14 protein-coding genes are annotated in these 15,724 nt (G+C 69.4%); 9 read left to right on the top strand and 5 right to left on the bottom strand.

What is annotated here, in order from left to right; all coding sequences use genetic code 11:
- The first annotated feature begins 84 nt into the window (after positions 1–84).
- The 3 genes from bglX to A9977_RS03180 all read left to right on the top strand — a co-directional run bounded on the left by bglX (position 85) and on the right by A9977_RS03180 (position 4,274).
- Complete coding sequence (gene bglX, locus A9977_RS03190; RefSeq protein ID WP_183023432.1) at positions 85–2,370, top strand: beta-glucosidase BglX; 2,286 nt, start codon at positions 85–87, stop codon at positions 2,368–2,370.
- 24 nt (positions 2,371–2,394) lie between these two features.
- A complete protein-coding gene (locus A9977_RS03185; protein ID WP_183023431.1) occupies positions 2,395–3,774 on the top strand; it encodes a CoA transferase in 1,380 nt (459 codons plus the stop codon).
- A gap of 77 nt (positions 3,775–3,851) precedes the next feature.
- Complete coding sequence (locus tag A9977_RS03180) at positions 3,852–4,274, top strand: surface-adhesin E family protein (protein WP_183023430.1); 423 nt, start codon at positions 3,852–3,854, stop codon at positions 4,272–4,274.
- Positions 4,275–4,286: 12 nt separating this feature from the next.
- Here the strand turns inward: A9977_RS03180 and A9977_RS03175 are convergent, their stop codons facing one another.
- The 4 genes from A9977_RS03175 to A9977_RS03160 all read right to left on the bottom strand — a co-directional run bounded on the left by A9977_RS03175 (position 4,287) and on the right by A9977_RS03160 (position 7,297).
- Positions 4,287–4,844 carry a hypothetical protein gene (locus tag A9977_RS03175; RefSeq protein WP_183023429.1) on the bottom strand — a complete coding sequence of 186 codons (558 nt, stop codon included), beginning with the start codon at positions 4,842–4,844 and terminating at the stop codon, positions 4,287–4,289.
- The gene (locus A9977_RS03170) at positions 4,844–5,539 is read right to left on the bottom strand and encodes a C39 family peptidase (RefSeq protein WP_183023428.1); all 696 of its coding nucleotides are present in this window, start codon (positions 5,537–5,539) and stop codon (positions 4,844–4,846) included. Before A9977_RS03170 ends, A9977_RS03175 begins: the two co-directional genes overlap by 1 nt.
- A gap of 28 nt (positions 5,540–5,567) precedes the next feature.
- Positions 5,568–5,939 carry a hypothetical protein gene (locus A9977_RS03165; protein ID WP_183023427.1) on the bottom strand — a complete coding sequence of 124 codons (372 nt, stop codon included), beginning with the start codon at positions 5,937–5,939 and terminating at the stop codon, positions 5,568–5,570.
- A gap of 74 nt (positions 5,940–6,013) precedes the next feature.
- Positions 6,014–7,297 (bottom strand): hypothetical protein, encoded by a 1,284-nt coding sequence (locus tag A9977_RS03160; protein ID WP_183023426.1) that lies wholly within the window; start codon positions 7,295–7,297, stop codon positions 6,014–6,016.
- 504 nt (positions 7,298–7,801) lie between these two features.
- On the opposite strand from A9977_RS03160, the gene A9977_RS03155 reads away from it, so the two are divergent.
- On the top strand, positions 7,802–9,082 hold the full coding sequence (locus A9977_RS03155; protein ID WP_183023425.1) for an acetate kinase: 1,281 nt from the start codon (positions 7,802–7,804) through the stop codon (positions 9,080–9,082).
- Between the two features lie 7 nt (positions 9,083–9,089).
- A complete protein-coding gene (locus A9977_RS03150; RefSeq protein ID WP_183023424.1) occupies positions 9,090–10,448 on the top strand; it encodes a sigma-54 dependent transcriptional regulator in 1,359 nt (452 codons plus the stop codon).
- Here the strand turns inward: A9977_RS03150 and A9977_RS03145 are convergent.
- A complete protein-coding gene (locus tag A9977_RS03145) occupies positions 10,432–11,331 on the bottom strand; it encodes a LysR family transcriptional regulator (RefSeq protein ID WP_183023423.1) in 900 nt (299 codons plus the stop codon). The genes A9977_RS03150 and A9977_RS03145 overlap by 17 nt on opposite strands.
- A gap of 107 nt (positions 11,332–11,438) precedes the next feature.
- On the opposite strand from A9977_RS03145, the gene A9977_RS03140 reads away from it, so the two are divergent.
- From A9977_RS03140 to A9977_RS03125, 4 genes are read left to right on the top strand one after another with little or no spacing between them, the layout of a single operon-like run.
- Positions 11,439–12,962: a CoA-acylating methylmalonate-semialdehyde dehydrogenase gene (locus tag A9977_RS03140; RefSeq protein WP_183023422.1), complete on the top strand. Its 1,524-nt coding sequence runs from the start codon at positions 11,439–11,441 to the stop codon at positions 12,960–12,962.
- Complete coding sequence (locus A9977_RS03135; protein WP_183023421.1) at positions 12,959–13,351, top strand: lysozyme inhibitor LprI family protein; 393 nt, start codon at positions 12,959–12,961, stop codon at positions 13,349–13,351. Before A9977_RS03140 ends, A9977_RS03135 begins: the two co-directional genes overlap by 4 nt.
- A complete protein-coding gene (locus A9977_RS03130; RefSeq protein WP_183023420.1) occupies positions 13,348–14,502 on the top strand; it encodes an acyl-CoA dehydrogenase family protein in 1,155 nt (384 codons plus the stop codon). The genes A9977_RS03135 and A9977_RS03130 overlap by 4 nt, the downstream gene beginning before the upstream one ends.
- Before the next feature lie 36 nt (positions 14,503–14,538).
- On the top strand, positions 14,539–15,654 hold the full coding sequence (locus tag A9977_RS03125; protein ID WP_183023419.1) for an enoyl-CoA hydratase/isomerase family protein: 1,116 nt from the start codon (positions 14,539–14,541) through the stop codon (positions 15,652–15,654).
- Positions 15,655–15,724: the final 70 nt, after the last annotated feature.

Here is a 15,724-nt window from a genome sequence, read left to right as displayed (position 1 = left end):
CTTAGCTTAGCATCGCCGATTGCGCGAGCCTGTCGGCCAAGACCGGCTTTGCGGCTCACCCCCTGAAAGGTACTGAAATTGAAGATGTCGTTTCTGCTGGCCGTCGCGGCCGGCCTGGCCAGTCCGCTGGCCTTCGCCCAGCACGATCCCGCAGCGCTGAACAACAAGAGTGCCTTCATTGCCGACATCGTGGGAAGGATGAACCTCGATGAGAAGATCGGCCAGCTGCGCCTGATCAGCATCGGCCCCGAGATGCCCATTGCCCAGCTCGCCGACGAGATCACGGCCGGCCGCGTGGGCGGCACCTTCAATTCGGTGAACCGCCCGCACAACCGGCTGCTGCAGGACGCGGCCATGAAGGGCCGGCTCAAGATCCCGATGTTCTTCGCCTACGACGTGATCCACGGCCACCGCACCACCTTCCCGATCGGCCTGGGCCTGGCCTCGAGCTGGGACATGGCGGCCGTGAGCCTGATGGCGCGCACCGCGGCCAAGGAAGCGGCCGGCGACTCGGTCGACATGACCTTCGCGCCCATGGTCGACATCGCACGCGATCCGCGCTGGGGCCGCACCTCCGAGGGCTTCGGCGAAGACCCGTACCTGGTGTCGGAGATCGCACGCGCTTCGGTCAAGGGCTTCCAGGGCTCGCTGCCGGTGCCGGCCGACCGCATCATGACCAGCGTCAAGCACTTCGCGCTCTACGGCGCGGTCGAGGGCGGGCGCGACTACAACACGGTCGACATGAGCCCGATGCGCATGTACCAGGACTACCTGCCGCCGTACCGCGCCGCCATCGACGCGGGCGCCGGCGGCGTGATGGTCGCGCTCAACTCCATCAACGGCGTGCCGGCAACCTCCAACACCTGGCTGATGCAGGACCTGCTGCGCAAGGACTGGGGCTTCAAGGGCGTGACCGTGAGCGACCACGGCGCGATCGTCGAACTCATGCGCCACGGCGTGGCCAAGGACGAGCGCGAGGCCGCCAAGCTGGCGATCAAGAACGGCATCGACCTGAGCATGGCCGACTCGGTCTACCTGAAGGAGCTGCCGGGCCTGGTGCAATCGGGCGAGGTCACGACGGCCGAGATCGACAGCGCGGTGCGCGAGGTGCTGGGCGCCAAGTACGACATGGGCCTGTTCCACAACCCCTACCTGCGCATCGGCGCGGCCAAGGACGATCCGGCGGACCTTGATGCCGAAAGCCGGCTGCACCGGCCGGCCGCGCGTGAGGTGGCGCGCAAGTCGATGGTGCTGCTCGAGAACCGCAACAACACCTTGCCGCTCGCCAAGTCGAAGACCATCGCGCTGGTCGGCCCGCTGGCCGATGCGCCGATCGACATGCTGGGCAGCTGGTCGGCCGCGGGCAATTCGAAGAACGCGGTCACGCTGCGCACCGGCCTGAACGCGGCCATCGGCGCGCAGGGGCGCGTGGTCTATGCGCGCGGCGCCAACATCACCAACGACGAGGCGATCGTCAAGTACCTGAACTTCCTCAACTGGGACACGCCCGAGGTGGTGCAGGACAAGCGCAGCCCGGCCGCGATGATCGAGGAGGCCGTGGCCGCCGCGCGGCAGAGCGACGTGGTCGTCGCCGCGGTGGGCGAGGCGCGCGGCATGTCGCACGAATCGTCGAGCCGCACCAGCCTCGACCTGCCGCAGAGCCAGCGCGACCTGATCACCGCGCTCAAGGCCACCGGCAAGCCGCTGGTGCTGGTGCTGATGAACGGCCGCCCGCTGGCGCTGCAGCGCGAGCAGCAGGAAGCCGACGCGATCCTCGAGACCTGGTACACCGGCACCGAGGGCGGCCATGCGATCGCCGAGGTGCTGTTCGGCGACTACAACCCCTCGGGCAAGCTGCCCATCTCCTTCCCGCGCTCGGTCGGCCAGATCCCGACCTACTACAACCATGCGCGCCTGGGCCGGCCTTTCACCGTAGGCAAGCCGGGCAACTACACCTCGCAGTACTTCGAGGAAACCAACGGCCCGCTGTACCCCTTCGGCTACGGCCTGAGCTACACCGACTTCGCGCTGTCGGACGTGGTGCTCTCGGGCCCGACCATGGCCCGCAACGGCAAGATCGAGGCCGCGATCAACGTGAAGAACACCGGCCAGCGCGCGGGCGAGACCGTGGTGCAGCTCTACATCCAGGACGTGGCCGCCTCGGTGGTGCGTCCGGTCAAGGAGCTCAAGGATTTCCGCAAGCTCATGCTGCAGCCGGGCGAGCAGCAGACCGTGCGCTTCAGCATCGACGAGTCGAAGCTGCGCTTCTTCAACGCGCAGCTGCAGAACGTGGCCGAGCCGGGCGCGTTCAACGTGCAGATCGGCCTGGATTCCGAGACGGTGAAGCAGCAGAGCTTCGAACTTCGATAGATTTCCGCCCACGGAGGCACGACGATGACGGCAAGGCAGGCACTCGAGGCGATCTGGCGGCAGGCGCTGCTGCCTGAGGACGCGTTGGCATTCGCGCAGTTGACCGGCGCCGACCCGGTGCTGCCATCTTCCTTCGCGGTGGGCGCCGCGGCGCAGGCCACCATCGCCGCGGCCGCGCTCGCGGCCTGCGAGCTGGGCCACCAGCGCGGCGTGCCGCGCCAGCAGGTGGCGGTCGACATGGCGCATGCGGCCCTCGAGTGCACCGGCTGGTTCAGCCTCGACGGCCGCGTGCCCGATCTGTGGGACGCCTTCTCCGGGCTCTACCGCTGCGCCGACGGCCATGTGCGCATCCACGCCAACTTCAAGCACCACCGCGAGGGCGCGCTGCAACTGCTCGGGCTCGACGCGGCGACGGCCACGCGCGCCGATGCCGAGCAGGCGCTGATGGCCTGGCGCGCCATCGACTTCGAGACCGCCGCGGCCGAACGCGGCCTGGTCGCGACCGCGCTGCGCCGCTTCGCCGACTGGGATGCCACGCCCCAGGGCCAGGCGATCGCGGCGCAGCCGCTGTTCACCCTCGAGCGCATCGGCGACGCCGCGCCCCTCGGCCTGCCGCCGCTGCGCGCGGACCAGCGTCCGCTCGCCGGCCTGCGGGTGCTCGACCTCACGCGCATCCTGGCCGGCCCGGTCGGCGGCCGAGCGCTGGCCGCCCATGGCGCCGACGTGCTGCTGCTCAACTCGCCGAGCCTGCCCAACATCGAGGCCATCGCCGAGACCAGCCGCGGCAAGCTGTCGGCCCATGTCGATCTGCGGACCGATGCCGGCCGCGCCACCTTGCGCGGGCTGGCGGCCGAAGCCCATGTGTTCTCGCAGGGCTACCGGCCCGGCGGCCTGGCGGCGCTGGGTTTCGGTCCGGCCGAACTGGCGGCGCTGCGGCCCGGCATCGTCTACGTCTCGCTCACCGCCTACGGCACCCAGGGTCCGTGGGCCGGCCGGCGCGGTTTCGATTCGCTGGTGCAGACCGCGATGGGCTTCAACCACGCCGAGGGCGAGGCGGCCGGCGACGGCAAGCCGCGCCCGCTGCCGATGCAGATCCTCGACGAGGCCACGGGCTACCTGATGGCCTTCGGCGCCGCCACGGCCCTGCGCCGCCAGCAGCGCGAAGGCGGCAGCTGGCATGTGCAGGTCTCGCTGGCGCAGACCGGCCAGTGGCTGCGCGGCCTGGGCCGGATCGAGGGCGGACTGGCCGCGGCCAGGCCCGACATCGCGCCGCTGCTCGAGACTTCGGCCTCGGGCTTCGGCGCCCTGCGTTCGGTGTGCCACAGCGCCGTGCTGGCCCGCACGCCGGCCGATTGGCCGCGGCCCTCGATGCCGCCCGGCAGCCATGCCGCGGCCTGGCCCTGAACGACGCGGGCCATGGCGGGAGGAGGGCGGCGGGTCACTAGAATCGAAGCCGCATCGTTCAGCAACAAGGAATCAGCGTGAAGCTGTGGTGGGTCGGAACTCTCGTGTGGGTCGTGCCGACCCTGGTACAGGCCCAGCCGAGCTGGTTCACCGTGGTCGGCAACCCGTCCGACCCGGTGGTCGACACGGTCCAGGTCGATCCCCTGGCGGCGCGCAGCGACAGCGATGTCCGGCTCATGAGCGTGCGCGTGAGCCGTGCCGGCCCGCGCAAGAACTGGGAGGGCCTGCCCTACCGGTCCTATGTGGCCGAAGTGGCCTTCGATTGCCGGGCCGGGCGCGCCGAGTACCGGCGCGTGAGCTTCCACGCCCAGCCGCTGTGGCAGGGCCCGGTGCTCAAGGACGTCGACTACCAGGCGGCGCCCAAGCCCATGAACTTCCTCGGCATCTCGCCCAATCCCACCACCCGCATCGTGCGCGCAGCCTGCCGCGCGGCAGACTGAGCCGCCAGCCGCTCAGCGGCCCCGCAGCAAGGCGTCGCGGAGCGCGCCTGCGGCATTGATGCTCTTGGCCAGGCTCATGGCATTGGTCGTTGTGTCGATCAGCGTGCGCGTCTGGATCATCTGGTTGTCCAGCGTGTTCTGGACCACGGTGGCGGCCGCCGGCAGGCTGGCCGGCGCCGCCGCCACACCGGCGGCGGCCCCCGCCACGCTGGTCGCCGCCACCACGCTGTTGTTCGGGCCGACCTGGACCAGGTTGGTGCTGTTCATCTGCCGCTCGAGGGCCGCGGCCTGGACGGCCGTGATGCGTGCCACGTCCGGTATGTTGAAGGTGGTCGCGGCCAGCAGCACGCCGTTGACCGTGATCGCGCGGCTGATGCCGAAGGACACCATCAGCCCGCCGCCCAGGTCGAAGCCGCCGCGCATCGATTCCAGGGTTGCGTCGCCGACGGTCATCCAGGTCGCGCGGGGCGCGGCGGGGGTCTTGTTGCCGGGCTGTGCGCCGGCCGTGGCCGCGGCCAGGGCCAGCAGCAGGACCAGCGCCAGGCGGAGGGGGGTGTGTGCGGTGTTCATCAGAACTGTCCCGGCCCGTTGCGGGGCATCTGGTTGACGAAGGCGTCGCGCAGCACGCCCGTGGCCAGGGGCGCCACGGGGGCGGCGCGCCAGTCGGTCGCGAGGTTGAAGCGCGCGGTGTCCATCCGGTTGTGGACCACGAACAGCAGCTTCTGCTTCCACTGCGTCTCGAAGGTGGCGCGCGGCATGGCGCGCGTGCCGTTGGCCGGGTCGCCGATCAGTACGCGCTCGCTGTCCAGCCCCTTCACGACCACGAAGTGGTGGTAGCCGTTCTCCGTGATCAGGGCGATGGCCGGCACGCGCGCCTCGTTCAGCTTGTCCAGCGGCTGCTGGAAGCCGTCGGCCTCGAAGCCCCGCGTGTGCAGGAAGCGCTTCATGTCGAGCAGCGAGAAGCCTTCGCGCCGGATCTTCTCCTGGTCGCCGGCCGCGTACATCTGTTCGAACACCTCCTGTTCGGAGGTCGGCCGGCCGTAGTGGTGCGTGAGCAAGGTCGCGACCGCGGCCGAGCCGCAGCTGAAGTCGTATTGCTGCAGCAAGGTGCCGGCCTGCTTGATCTGCTGCAGGCTGCGCACCGGAACCGCATAGCTGGCGCCGCCCATCTCGGGCAGCGACACCGCGCGGTTCTGGGCCAGGCCGGTACCCGCGCCGGCCAGGCAGAGCAGGGCGGCGGGGCACAGAAGGCGCAGGGGCGACATGGGGCTCTCCAGGCGGCGCGAGAGGCCGCTATTGCATCTTCACGTTGACGATCACGGCGTTCTGGATCAACACGTTGGCGCCCGAGTTCTGCACCACCAGCGGCAAGCCGGCCATGCCCGAGAACGCGCCCGTGGAGATGGTGTTGGCACCGGTCGTGACCTGGCTCGCGACGTTGCCGGCGGTGACGCCGTCCAGCCGCATGTCGTTCTGCGTGAGTTCGTGGCCGCCCCGGATGGTGGCCAGGGCCGAGGCTTCCACCGGTGCCGCGAACGCAGCGCCGGCGGGTGCGGGCGCAGGCGCGCGCTGGCCGGTCTGGGCCGCGAGCTGGAAGGGCAGCAGGGCCGGCAGCAGCGCGATCGCCGCCGTGGCCAGGCCGCGTCGCAGGGAGGGGGTTCGCATGATGGCTCCTCGAGAGGAAAGACACGGTCCATGGCAGCGCGCTGTCGGCGCGCCGCCATGGACCCGGCAGCGACTCAGCGCACGCTCAGGTTGGCCTGGACGTTGACGCTCTGCTGCACCAGGCTGCTGATCCCGCTCTGCTGGTTGGCGATCATGATGCCGGCGGCCGACTGCCCGACCGAGGTCATGGTGTTGGACATGTTGAAGGTCCCCGCGCTGACGGTGTTGGTCCCGCCGGCGCCACCGGTGCCGCCCTGGCCGACACCACCGGTGCCGCCCATCGCGGTGTTGGTGCCGCCGCTGCCCGCGCCGCCTGCGCCGCCCGTGCCGCTGCCACCCGCACCGCCGTTGCCGGCCGTGTTGTTGCCGTTGCTGGCGCTGCCGTTGGTGGCACTGCCGTTGGTGGCCGCGCCGCCGGCGCCGCCGGTGCCGTTGCCGGCCGTGCGCGCCCCGGTGTTGGCGGTCATCGGCGAGCCGCCGGTCCCGCCCGCACCACCCGCTGCGCCCGTGCCGGTGCCCGTGCCGCCCGCGCCGCCGGTGCCGGTGTTGCCGCTGGTGCCGCCGTCGCCGCTGGCGATCATGCCGCCACCGTTGGCGCTGCCGCTGGCGCCGGTCAGGCCGCCGTTGCCGCCGCTGCCGCTGCCGCCACCGCCGCCGCCGCCACCGGCGCCGTTGGCCGTGGCCGAGCCGCTGGAGTTGCTGCCCGAGGCACTGCCGCCCGAGCCCCTGCCGCCGTCACCCGCCGACGAACTGCCGTTGGTGGCACTGCCGTGGCTGATGGCGCCGTTGGAGGCGCTGCCGCCGGTTGCGCCCACGGCGCCCGTGCCCACGGCACCGTTGCCGCCCACACCCGCGCCGTCGGCCGTGCCGCCCGCGCCCTTGCCGCCATGGCCGCCGTAGCCCGTGCCGCCGGCCGAGGAGCCGGTGTTGTAGGCGTAGTTGCCGATGCCATGCACCGTGTTGCCGGTGACCACGCCGCTGAGCGTGCTGCTGGCCGTGGCGGTGGTGACGTTGAAGGCGTTGGAGAAGGTGCCGGTGGAGCCGTTGTTGAGCGCCACCGAGCGTTCGGCGGCCGCGCGTGCGGCGCCGGAATTGCGGTTGGTGCTCTGGTCGCGGCTGTCGCTGGTCCGCAGGTTGGTGCTGGAGTCGGTCTTGGTGGTGGTGGTGGTCTTGGTGTTGGTGTAGGTCTTCGTGTCGGTGTCGGTTTTGGTACTCGTGTTCGTACTGTTGTCCTGCCAGGCGCGTGCATCGTCCGCCGCGTTGGCCCCGGTGCCCGACTGGGTGATGTCCGCCAGCACGGCCGTGGACGCGAAGCCCAGGCCGAGCGCAATGGCCGAAGCCAGAAGTGTCTTGTTCATGAAGTCTCCAGAAAGTTGGTTGAAGTTCGAGCCAAGAGTTGTGCTGACGCGCAACGGTTCGCTCAATGCAAATTCAATGCCAATACTTTTGGCTGCAGGTAGCGAAGAAATTCCGGCTGTTTTACAGCTTCGAACATCCTCGAATCGGCGGCTTTCGTCACATGGATGTGACACTGGATTTCTCTCCTGAAAAATGAAGCCCATGAAAATCAATCACTTGGCGCGTGCAATCTGTCGGATATTCTGTCTCGGCGTCGATGCTATGGCGTTCGCAATAGGCCGAATTGCCGAGGAAAACGCGCCAATTCGAATATGTGCAATTGATTCTTTCATGGCGTCAAAAACGTACCGAAAGTAGTAAGGAACAAAAGTTAACAATTATTTCGGGCGGAAATCAATGCGCGAGGAACGCGTCTCGATAGCATGCGTTGCAACGAAAGTTCCAAAAAGAAATGAGGGGCCGGCATGCGACAACCAAGAGCCTTTAAGAACCTGGTCCTCTGCATGAGTGCCGCGACCGCCTGGGGGGCCGTCGAGGCCCAGCAGGCCGCGCCCTCGGCACCGCCCGTGCCGCGCCGGGCGCCCGCGGCGTTGACCGAACTGCAGCGCCAGGTGGCCGAGCAAGCCCGCGAGATCGAGGCGCTCAAGCAGTCGATGGCGCAGCAGGCTTCGCGCTACGACGAACTGGAGCGTTCGCTGGCGGAGAACAGGAACGCCTCCGACCGGGCCACCGCCGCGGCCACCGCGGCCACGGCGGCAGTGGACACCCGGCCGATCGCCGCCGCGCCGCCGCGTTCCATCCAGGTGGGCCAGGCGCCGAGCCAGGACACGCGCCTCAACGTGGCGCCGCTGTTCGAGCAGCCGGGCATCCTCACGCCCAAGGGCACGATGGTGCTCGAGCCCTCGCTGCAGTATGCCTACTCGTCCAGCAACCAGGTGGCGCTGGTCGGCTACACCATCATCCCCTCGCTGCTGATCGGGCTGGTCGACGTCCGGCAGGTCAAGCAGAACACCCTCACCAGCGCGCTGACCGGCCGCTTCGGCATCACCAACCGCTTCGAGATCGAAGCCCGTGTGCCCTATGTCTACCGCTCGAACTCCACGGTGAGCCGGGAGATCTTCACCGGCTCGGCCATCGACAACGTGTTCGAGACCAGCGGCCGGCACCTGGGCGATGCCGAAGTCACGGCGCGCTACCAGCTCAACGAGGGCGACGCGTCGACGCCCTACATGATCGGCACGCTGCGCTTCAAGTCGCGCACCGGCAAGGACCCCTTCGAGGTGGTGACCGACTGCGTCACGCGCTGCGTGGGCAACACCACCGGCACCGGCCTGCCGCTGGACCTGCCCACGGGCTCGGGCTTCTACACCCTGCAGCCCGGGCTCACCTGGCTGTTCCCCTCGGACCCGGTGGTGTTCTTCGGCAGCTTCAGCTACGCCTACAACTTCAAGCGCAGCAACGTGAGCCGCGAAGTGCTCGGCGGCCAGCGCGAGTTCCTGGGCGACTTCCGGGCCGGCGACATCATCGGCATGAACTTCGGCATGGGCCTGGCGCTCAACGACAAGTCCTCGTTCAGCATCGGCGTCGACCTGAATTCGGTGGGCCGCGTCAAGCAGAACGGCGTGCCGGTGCCGGGCTCGGTGCGCACGCAGCTGGCCACGCTGATGCTGGGCTACTCCTACCGCTACGACCCGAAGCGGACGGTGAACATTTCGGTCGGGGCCGGTCTGACACGCGACACCCCCGACCTCACGCTCACCGCACGCATTCCCTTCTCCTTCTAGTGCGGCCATGGTCGCGCGACGACTCCTCTGCGTGGCGCCGGGTGGTCGGCCGCAGGCCCTGCTCGAGACGCAGCTGCGGGCCGAGGCCTGGGAGGTGCACTGGGCGGCCGACCTGGTCTCGGCGCGGCGCCTGCAGCAGCGGCTGGACATCGGCATCGGCCTGCTGCTGCTCGAGCAGGTCGATGCCGCGCTCGTCGAGGAGATCGCCACCCTGGTCGCGCCGGGCACCGACGGCGCGCAATGGATCGCGGTCTTTCCGCCACGCGCGCTCGAGCTGCCATCCTTCCAGCAACTGGTGCTCGAGGCCTTCTTCGACTACCACACGGAGCCGTTGGACCCCAGTTGCCTGCTGCAGATCCTGGCGCGCGCCTACCGCCATGCCTGCCTGCGCGAAGCCTGCCGGCGCCCGGTCGCCGCGGGCGCGCCCGACGGGCTCGGCATGGTGGGCGAGAGCGAGACCATGGCGCGCCTGCGCCGGCAGATCCAGAAGGTGGCCGCGACCGAAGCGCCGGTGCTGATCGGCGGCGAGAGCGGCAGCGGCAAGGAGCTGGCCGCGCAGGCCATCCACCGCGGTTCGGCGCGTTTCGGCGGCCCCTTCGTGGCGGTGAACTGCGGCGCCATCGTGCCGGCGCTCGCGCAGTCGGAACTGTTCGGGCACGAGCGCGGTTCCTTCACCGGCGCCATGGCCGAGCGGCGCGGCCTGATCGCCTCGGCGCAGGGCGGCACGCTGTTCCTCGACGAGATCGGCGACCTGCCGATCGAGTTGCAGACCAACCTGCTGCGCTTCCTGCAGGAGAAGACCATCCAGCGGGTCGGCGGCACGCGCAGCCTGGCGGTCGACGTGCGCGTGGTCGCGGCCTCGCACGTCGACCTGGCCGAGGCCGTGGCCAGCGGCAAGTTCCGCGAGGACCTCTATTACCGGCTGCACGTGCTGTCGATCACCGTGCCGCCGCTGCGCGAACGCAAGGAGGACGTGCCGATCCTGGCCCAGCATTTCTACCGGCGCTGCATGGCCGAGCTGAGCCGCACGCGCGTCGACGGCTTCAGCCGGCAGGCGGTCGCCGCCATGCGCGCGCACGACTGGCCGGGCAATGTGCGCGAGCTGTTCAACCGCGTGCAGCGCGCGCTGGTCATGACCGACAGCCGCCTGGTCTCGCCGGCCGACCTGGAGCTCGCCGGCGACGAGCGCGAGACCGCTGTCTGCCTCGATGCGGCCCGCACCCTGGCCGAAAGAGATGCCATCCGCCTCACGCTCGACCGCGTGGGCCGCAACGTGACCCATGCGGCGCGCGAACTGGGTGTCTCACGGATGACGCTCTACCGCCTGATGGAGAAGCATCACATCGGTCTCAGCCGGGTGCTTTGAGCTGCAGCACGGCGCGCTGGGTCTCGACCGTCTCGCGCAGGAAGTTCCACACCGCCTGCATCCGCGCCAGGTGCTTGGTCTCGGCCGGCATCGACATCCAGAAGGTGCGCGTGAAATGCGCCAGCGCCGGCAGCACCGGCTTGAGCGACGCGTCGCGCTCGGCGACGAAGGCCGGCAGCACCGCGATGCCGTGGCCCGCCGTGGTCGCTGCATGCTGCGCCAGGATGCTGGTGCTGCGCAGCGCGAAGGCATCGGGCTTGTGCAGCTCGTCGAGGTACTGCAGCTCCTTGCTGAACAGCAGGTCGTCGACATAGCCGATGAAGCTGTGGCCCTGCAGGTCTTCGCGCGTCCGGATCGGGCCGTGCTGCGCCAGATAGGCCTTCGCGGCGTAGAGCCGCAGCGTGTAGTCGGTGAGCTTGCTCACCACCACCGGGCCGCGCGCCGGGCGCTCGAGCGAGATCACGATGTCGGCCTCGCGCCGCGACAGGTGCACCACCCGCGGCATGGCCAGCAGGTCGATCACCAGCCGCGGATGCTGGCGCGCGAAGCCCGCGAGCTGCGGCGCCAGCACCACGGTGCCGAAGCCCTCGGTGACGCCGACCCGCACCACCCCCGACAGCCCCTCGTGCGAGGCCGGCGCCGCGCGTTCGACGGTGCGGAACGCGCCCTCCATCGCCTCGACCTGCGGCTGCAGCCGGCGGCCGGCCTCGGTGAGCCGGTGGCCGCCGGCCTCGCGCGAGAACAGCGGCGAGCCGACCTGCTTCTCCAGCGCCTGGATGCGCCGCGCGACGGTGGTGTGGTCGACCGCCAGCCGGCGGGCCGCGCTCTGCAGCGTGCCCGAGCGCGCGAGTTCGAGAAAGAAGCGCAGGTTGTCCCAGTCCATGCGTTGCGATTATGCAGATGGCGAGTGCATATTTGTCTATTGCCATTGCAAAAGTGCAAAGCTAGGATGGCCGGCTGCAACCTACGCATTCACCCGGAGACAACACCATGGACGCCACCACCACCCCGACCACCCAGGTCGCCACCGTCAAGCTGCTGATCGGCGGCAAGCTGGTCGAATCCAAGACCACCGAATGGCGCGACATCGTCAACCCCGCGACGCAGCAGGTGCTGGCGCGCGTGCCCTTCGCCACGCCCGACGAACTCGATGCCGCCGTGGCCTCGGCCAAGGAAGCTTTCAAGACCTGGCGCAAGACGCCCATCGGCGCGCGCGCCCGCATCTTCCTCAAGCTGCAGCAGCTGATCCGTGAAAACATGGGCGAGCTGGCCGCGATCCTCACGGCCGAACAGGGCAAGACCCTGCCCGACGCCGAGGGCGACGTGTTCCGCGGCCTCGAAGTGGTGGAGCACGCCTCGAACATCGGCAACCTGCAGCTGGGCGAGCTGGCCAACAACGTGGCCAACGGTGTCGACACCTACACGCTGCTGCAGCCGCTGGGCGTGTGCGCGGGCATCACGCCCTTCAACTTCCCCGCGATGATCCCGCTGTGGATGTTCCCGATGGCGATCGTCACCGGCAACACCTTCGTGCTCAAGCCCTCCGAGCAGGACCCGATGGTCACGATGCGCCTGTGCGAACTCGCGCTCGAAGCCGGCATTCCGCCCGGCGTGCTCAACGTCATCCATGGCGGCGAGGCCATCGTCAACGGCATCTGCGACCACACCGACATCAAGGCGATCAGCTTCGTCGGCTCGACCAAGGTCGGCACGCACGTCTACAACCGCGCCACGCTCAACGGCAAGCGCGCCCAATGCATGATGGGCGCGAAGAACCACGCCATCGTGATGCCCGACGCCAACAAGGAGCAGACGCTCAACGCCCTGGCCGGTGCCAGCTTCGGCGCCGCGGGCCAGCGCTGCATGGCGGTGTCGGTGGCGGTGCTGGTGGGCGAGGCGCGCAACTGGGTGCCCGAACTCATCGCCAAGGCCAAGACGCTGAAGATCGGCGCCGGCACCGAGAAGGGCGTGGACGTGGGCCCGCTGGTGTCCTGCGCCGCCTTCGACCGCGTCAACAGCCTGATCGAACGGGGCGAGGCCGACGGCGCCCAGCTGGTGCTCGACGGCCGCAAGCCCACCGTGCCCGGCTACGAGAAGGGCAACTTCGTCGGCCCGACCATCTTCACCGGCGTGAAGCCCGGCATGACCATCTATGACCAGGAAGTCTTCGGCCCGGTGCTGTGCATCGCCGATGCCGAAACCATCGACGAGGCCATCGCGCTGATCAACAGCAACCCCAACGGCAACGGCACCGCGATCTTCACCCAGTCGGGTGCGGCGGCACGCAAGTTCCAGGAGGACATCGACGTGGGCCAGGTCGGCATCAACGTGCCGATCCCGGTGCCGGTCCCGATGTTCTCCTTCACCGGTTCGCGCGCCTCCAAGCTCGGCGACCTGGGCCCTTACGGCAAGCAGGTCATCATGTTCTACACGCAGACCAAGACCGTGACCGCGCGCTGGTTCGACGACAGCACCGTGAGCCAGGGCGTCAACACGACGATCAGCCTCAAGTGAGGGGCGCGCTTCGCGCTGCGGTGGCCGCGTCGGCCGTGCTGCTGTGCGCCGCGGGCGCGCAGGCGGCCGATGACGCGAACCCGCAGGACTGCCGGCCCGACGGCAACCAGCTGCAGATGAACGCCTGCGCGGTGCGCGACTACCGCGCCGCCGACGTGGCGCTCAACATCCGCTACGGCGAGGTGATGAAGTCGCTGTCGCCGCAGGTGCGCACCGCGCTGCGCAACGAGCAGCGGGCCTGGCTCAAGGGCCGCGACCCGGGGTGCAAGACCGCCTCGAAGGGCAGCGAAGGCGGCTCGATCTGGCCGCTCGAGTTCTACACCTGCCTCGAACAGTCGACCCGCGAACGCACCGCTGCACTCGATCTCTGGAAGGGTCGTCAACAATGAATTTCGAACTGTCCGAAGAACAGAACGCCTTTGCCCAGACCGCGCGCGCATTCGCCGCGGCCGAATTCGCACCCCACGCCGCGCGCTGGGATGCCGAGTCCTTCTTCCCGAAAGACGCCATCGCCAAGGCTGGCGAGCTGGGCTTCTGCGGCCTCTACGCGCCCGAGCGCGTGGGCGGGCTCGCGCTGCCGCGGCTCGACGCCACGCTGGTGTTCGAGGAGATGGCCGCGGTCGACCCCTCGACCACGGCCTTCATCACCATCCACAACATGGCGACCTGGATGCTCGGCACCTGGGGCACCGAGGCCGTGTGCAAGACCTGGGGCGAAGACCTGACCAGCGGCCGCAAGCTGGCCTCGTACTGCCTGACCGAACCGGGCGCGGGTTCGGACGCGGGCTCGCTCAAGACGCGCGCCGAGCTGCAGGGCGGCGACTACGTCATCAACGGCGGCAAGGCCTTCATCTCGGGCGCGGGCGCGACCGACGTGCTGGTGCTGATGGCGCGCACCGGCGGCGGTGGCGCGGGCGGCATCTCGGCCTTCGCGGTGCCGGCCGACGCGCCAGGCGTGAGCTACGGCAAGAAGGAGCACAAGATGGGCTGGAACAGCCAGCCCACGCGCACCATCAGCTTCGACAACGTGCGCGTGCCGGCCGACCACCTGCTGGGCGCCGAAGGCGAGGGCTTCCGCATCGCGATGAAGGGGCTCGACGGCGGCCGCATCAACATCGCGACCTGCTCGGTCGGCGCGGCCCAGGGCGCGCTGAACGCGGCGCGCGGCTACCTGCACGACCGCCAGCAGTTCGGCAAGCCGCTCGCGAGCTTCCAGGCGCTGCAGTTCAAGCTGGCCGACATGGCGACCGAACTGGTCGCGGCGCGCCAGATGGTGCGCATGGCCGCGAGCAAGCTCGATGCCGCGCACCCCGACGCCAGCACCTACTGCGCGATGGCCAAGCGCTTCGCGACCGATGCGGGCTTCAACGTCTGCAACGAGGCGCTGCAGCTGCATGGCGGCTACGGCTACCTGGCCGAATTTCCATTGGAGCGCCTGGTGCGCGACACGCGCGTGCACCAGATCCTCGAAGGCACCAACGAGATCATGCGGGTCATCGTGGCGCGCAAGCTGCTCGAAGGCGATGCCGACATCCGGTAAGAATCACCGCTTGTCTTCCCTCTCAAAGAAATCCCAATGACCGAACCAGTTGTTCTCTTCAAGGAAATCCCGACCGCCAACGGCCAGCGCTTCGGCATCGCCACGCTCAACGCACCCGCCTCGCTGAATGCGCTGTCGGTCGACATGGTGCGCCTGCTCACGCCGCAGCTGCGTGCCTGGGCCGCCGACACCGGGATCGTCGGCGTGCTGATGGACGCGGCGGGCGAGAAGGCCTTCTGCGCGGGCGGCGATCTGCGCCAGCTCTACCAGACGCTGCTGGACTGCAAGGCCGAGCGCAACGAATACGCCGAGCGTTTCTTCGGCGAGGAATACGAGCTCGACCACCTGATCCACACCTTCCCCAAGCCCCTGGTCTGCTGGGGCCACGGCATCGTGATGGGTGGCGGCGTGGGCCTGATGGCAGGCTGCACGCACCGCGTGGTGACCGACGGCAGCCGCGTCGCGATGCCCGAGGTCAACATCGGCCTGTACCCCGACGTGGGCGGCAGCTGGTTCCTGCGCCGCGCGCCGGGCCGCACCGGCCTGTTCCTCGCGTTCACGGCCGCGCAGGTCAATGCGTCCGACGCCATCTTCGCCGGCCTGGCCGACGTGCTGGTGCCGCATGCAGCCAAGACACAGGTGCTCGAAGCCATCACCACCGCGGCCTGGAAGGGCACGCCCGAGGCGGACCGCGCGCTGATGTCGAAGCTGCTGGCGCAGGCGGGCGAGGGCGCCACGGTGCCCGCCTCGAAGCTGCGCGAGCACTACGACCTGATCAACGCCACGCTGGCCGGCGAGGACCTGCTCGACATCGACCAGCGCCTGCGCGCGCTGCAGAGCGACGACCCGTGGCTGCAGACCGCCGTGAAGACCTACGCCAAGGGCGCGCCGAGCTCGGTCGCGCTGTCGTGGGCGCTGTGGCAGCGCGTGCCGCGCATGTCGCTGGCCGAGGTGTTCCGGCTCGAGTACTGGGCCTCGCTGGGCTTCTGCGCCCACGCCGATTTCGCCGAAGGCATCCGCGCGGTGCTGGTCGACAAGGACCGCAACCCGAAGTGGAACCCCGCCACGCTGGCCGAGATCACGCCGGCCTTCGTCGAGGACCACCTGCGCGTGCGCGGCGAGATGGCGCCGGAGCTGGTCGGGCTGACCTGAGCCAATCGGACCGCCGGACGCAGAAGGCGCAGAGCTTTCGCAGAGGACGCAGAAGGGAAAAAATTCTGAA

The sequence above is a fragment of the Variovorax sp. UMC13 genome, assembly GCF_014170375.1.
In the GTDB taxonomy this organism is placed as follows: domain Bacteria; phylum Pseudomonadota; class Gammaproteobacteria; order Burkholderiales; family Burkholderiaceae_C; genus Variovorax.
The sequence above is the reverse complement of the archived record's forward strand: the minus strand, read 5'-3'. Positions and strand labels throughout refer to the sequence as shown.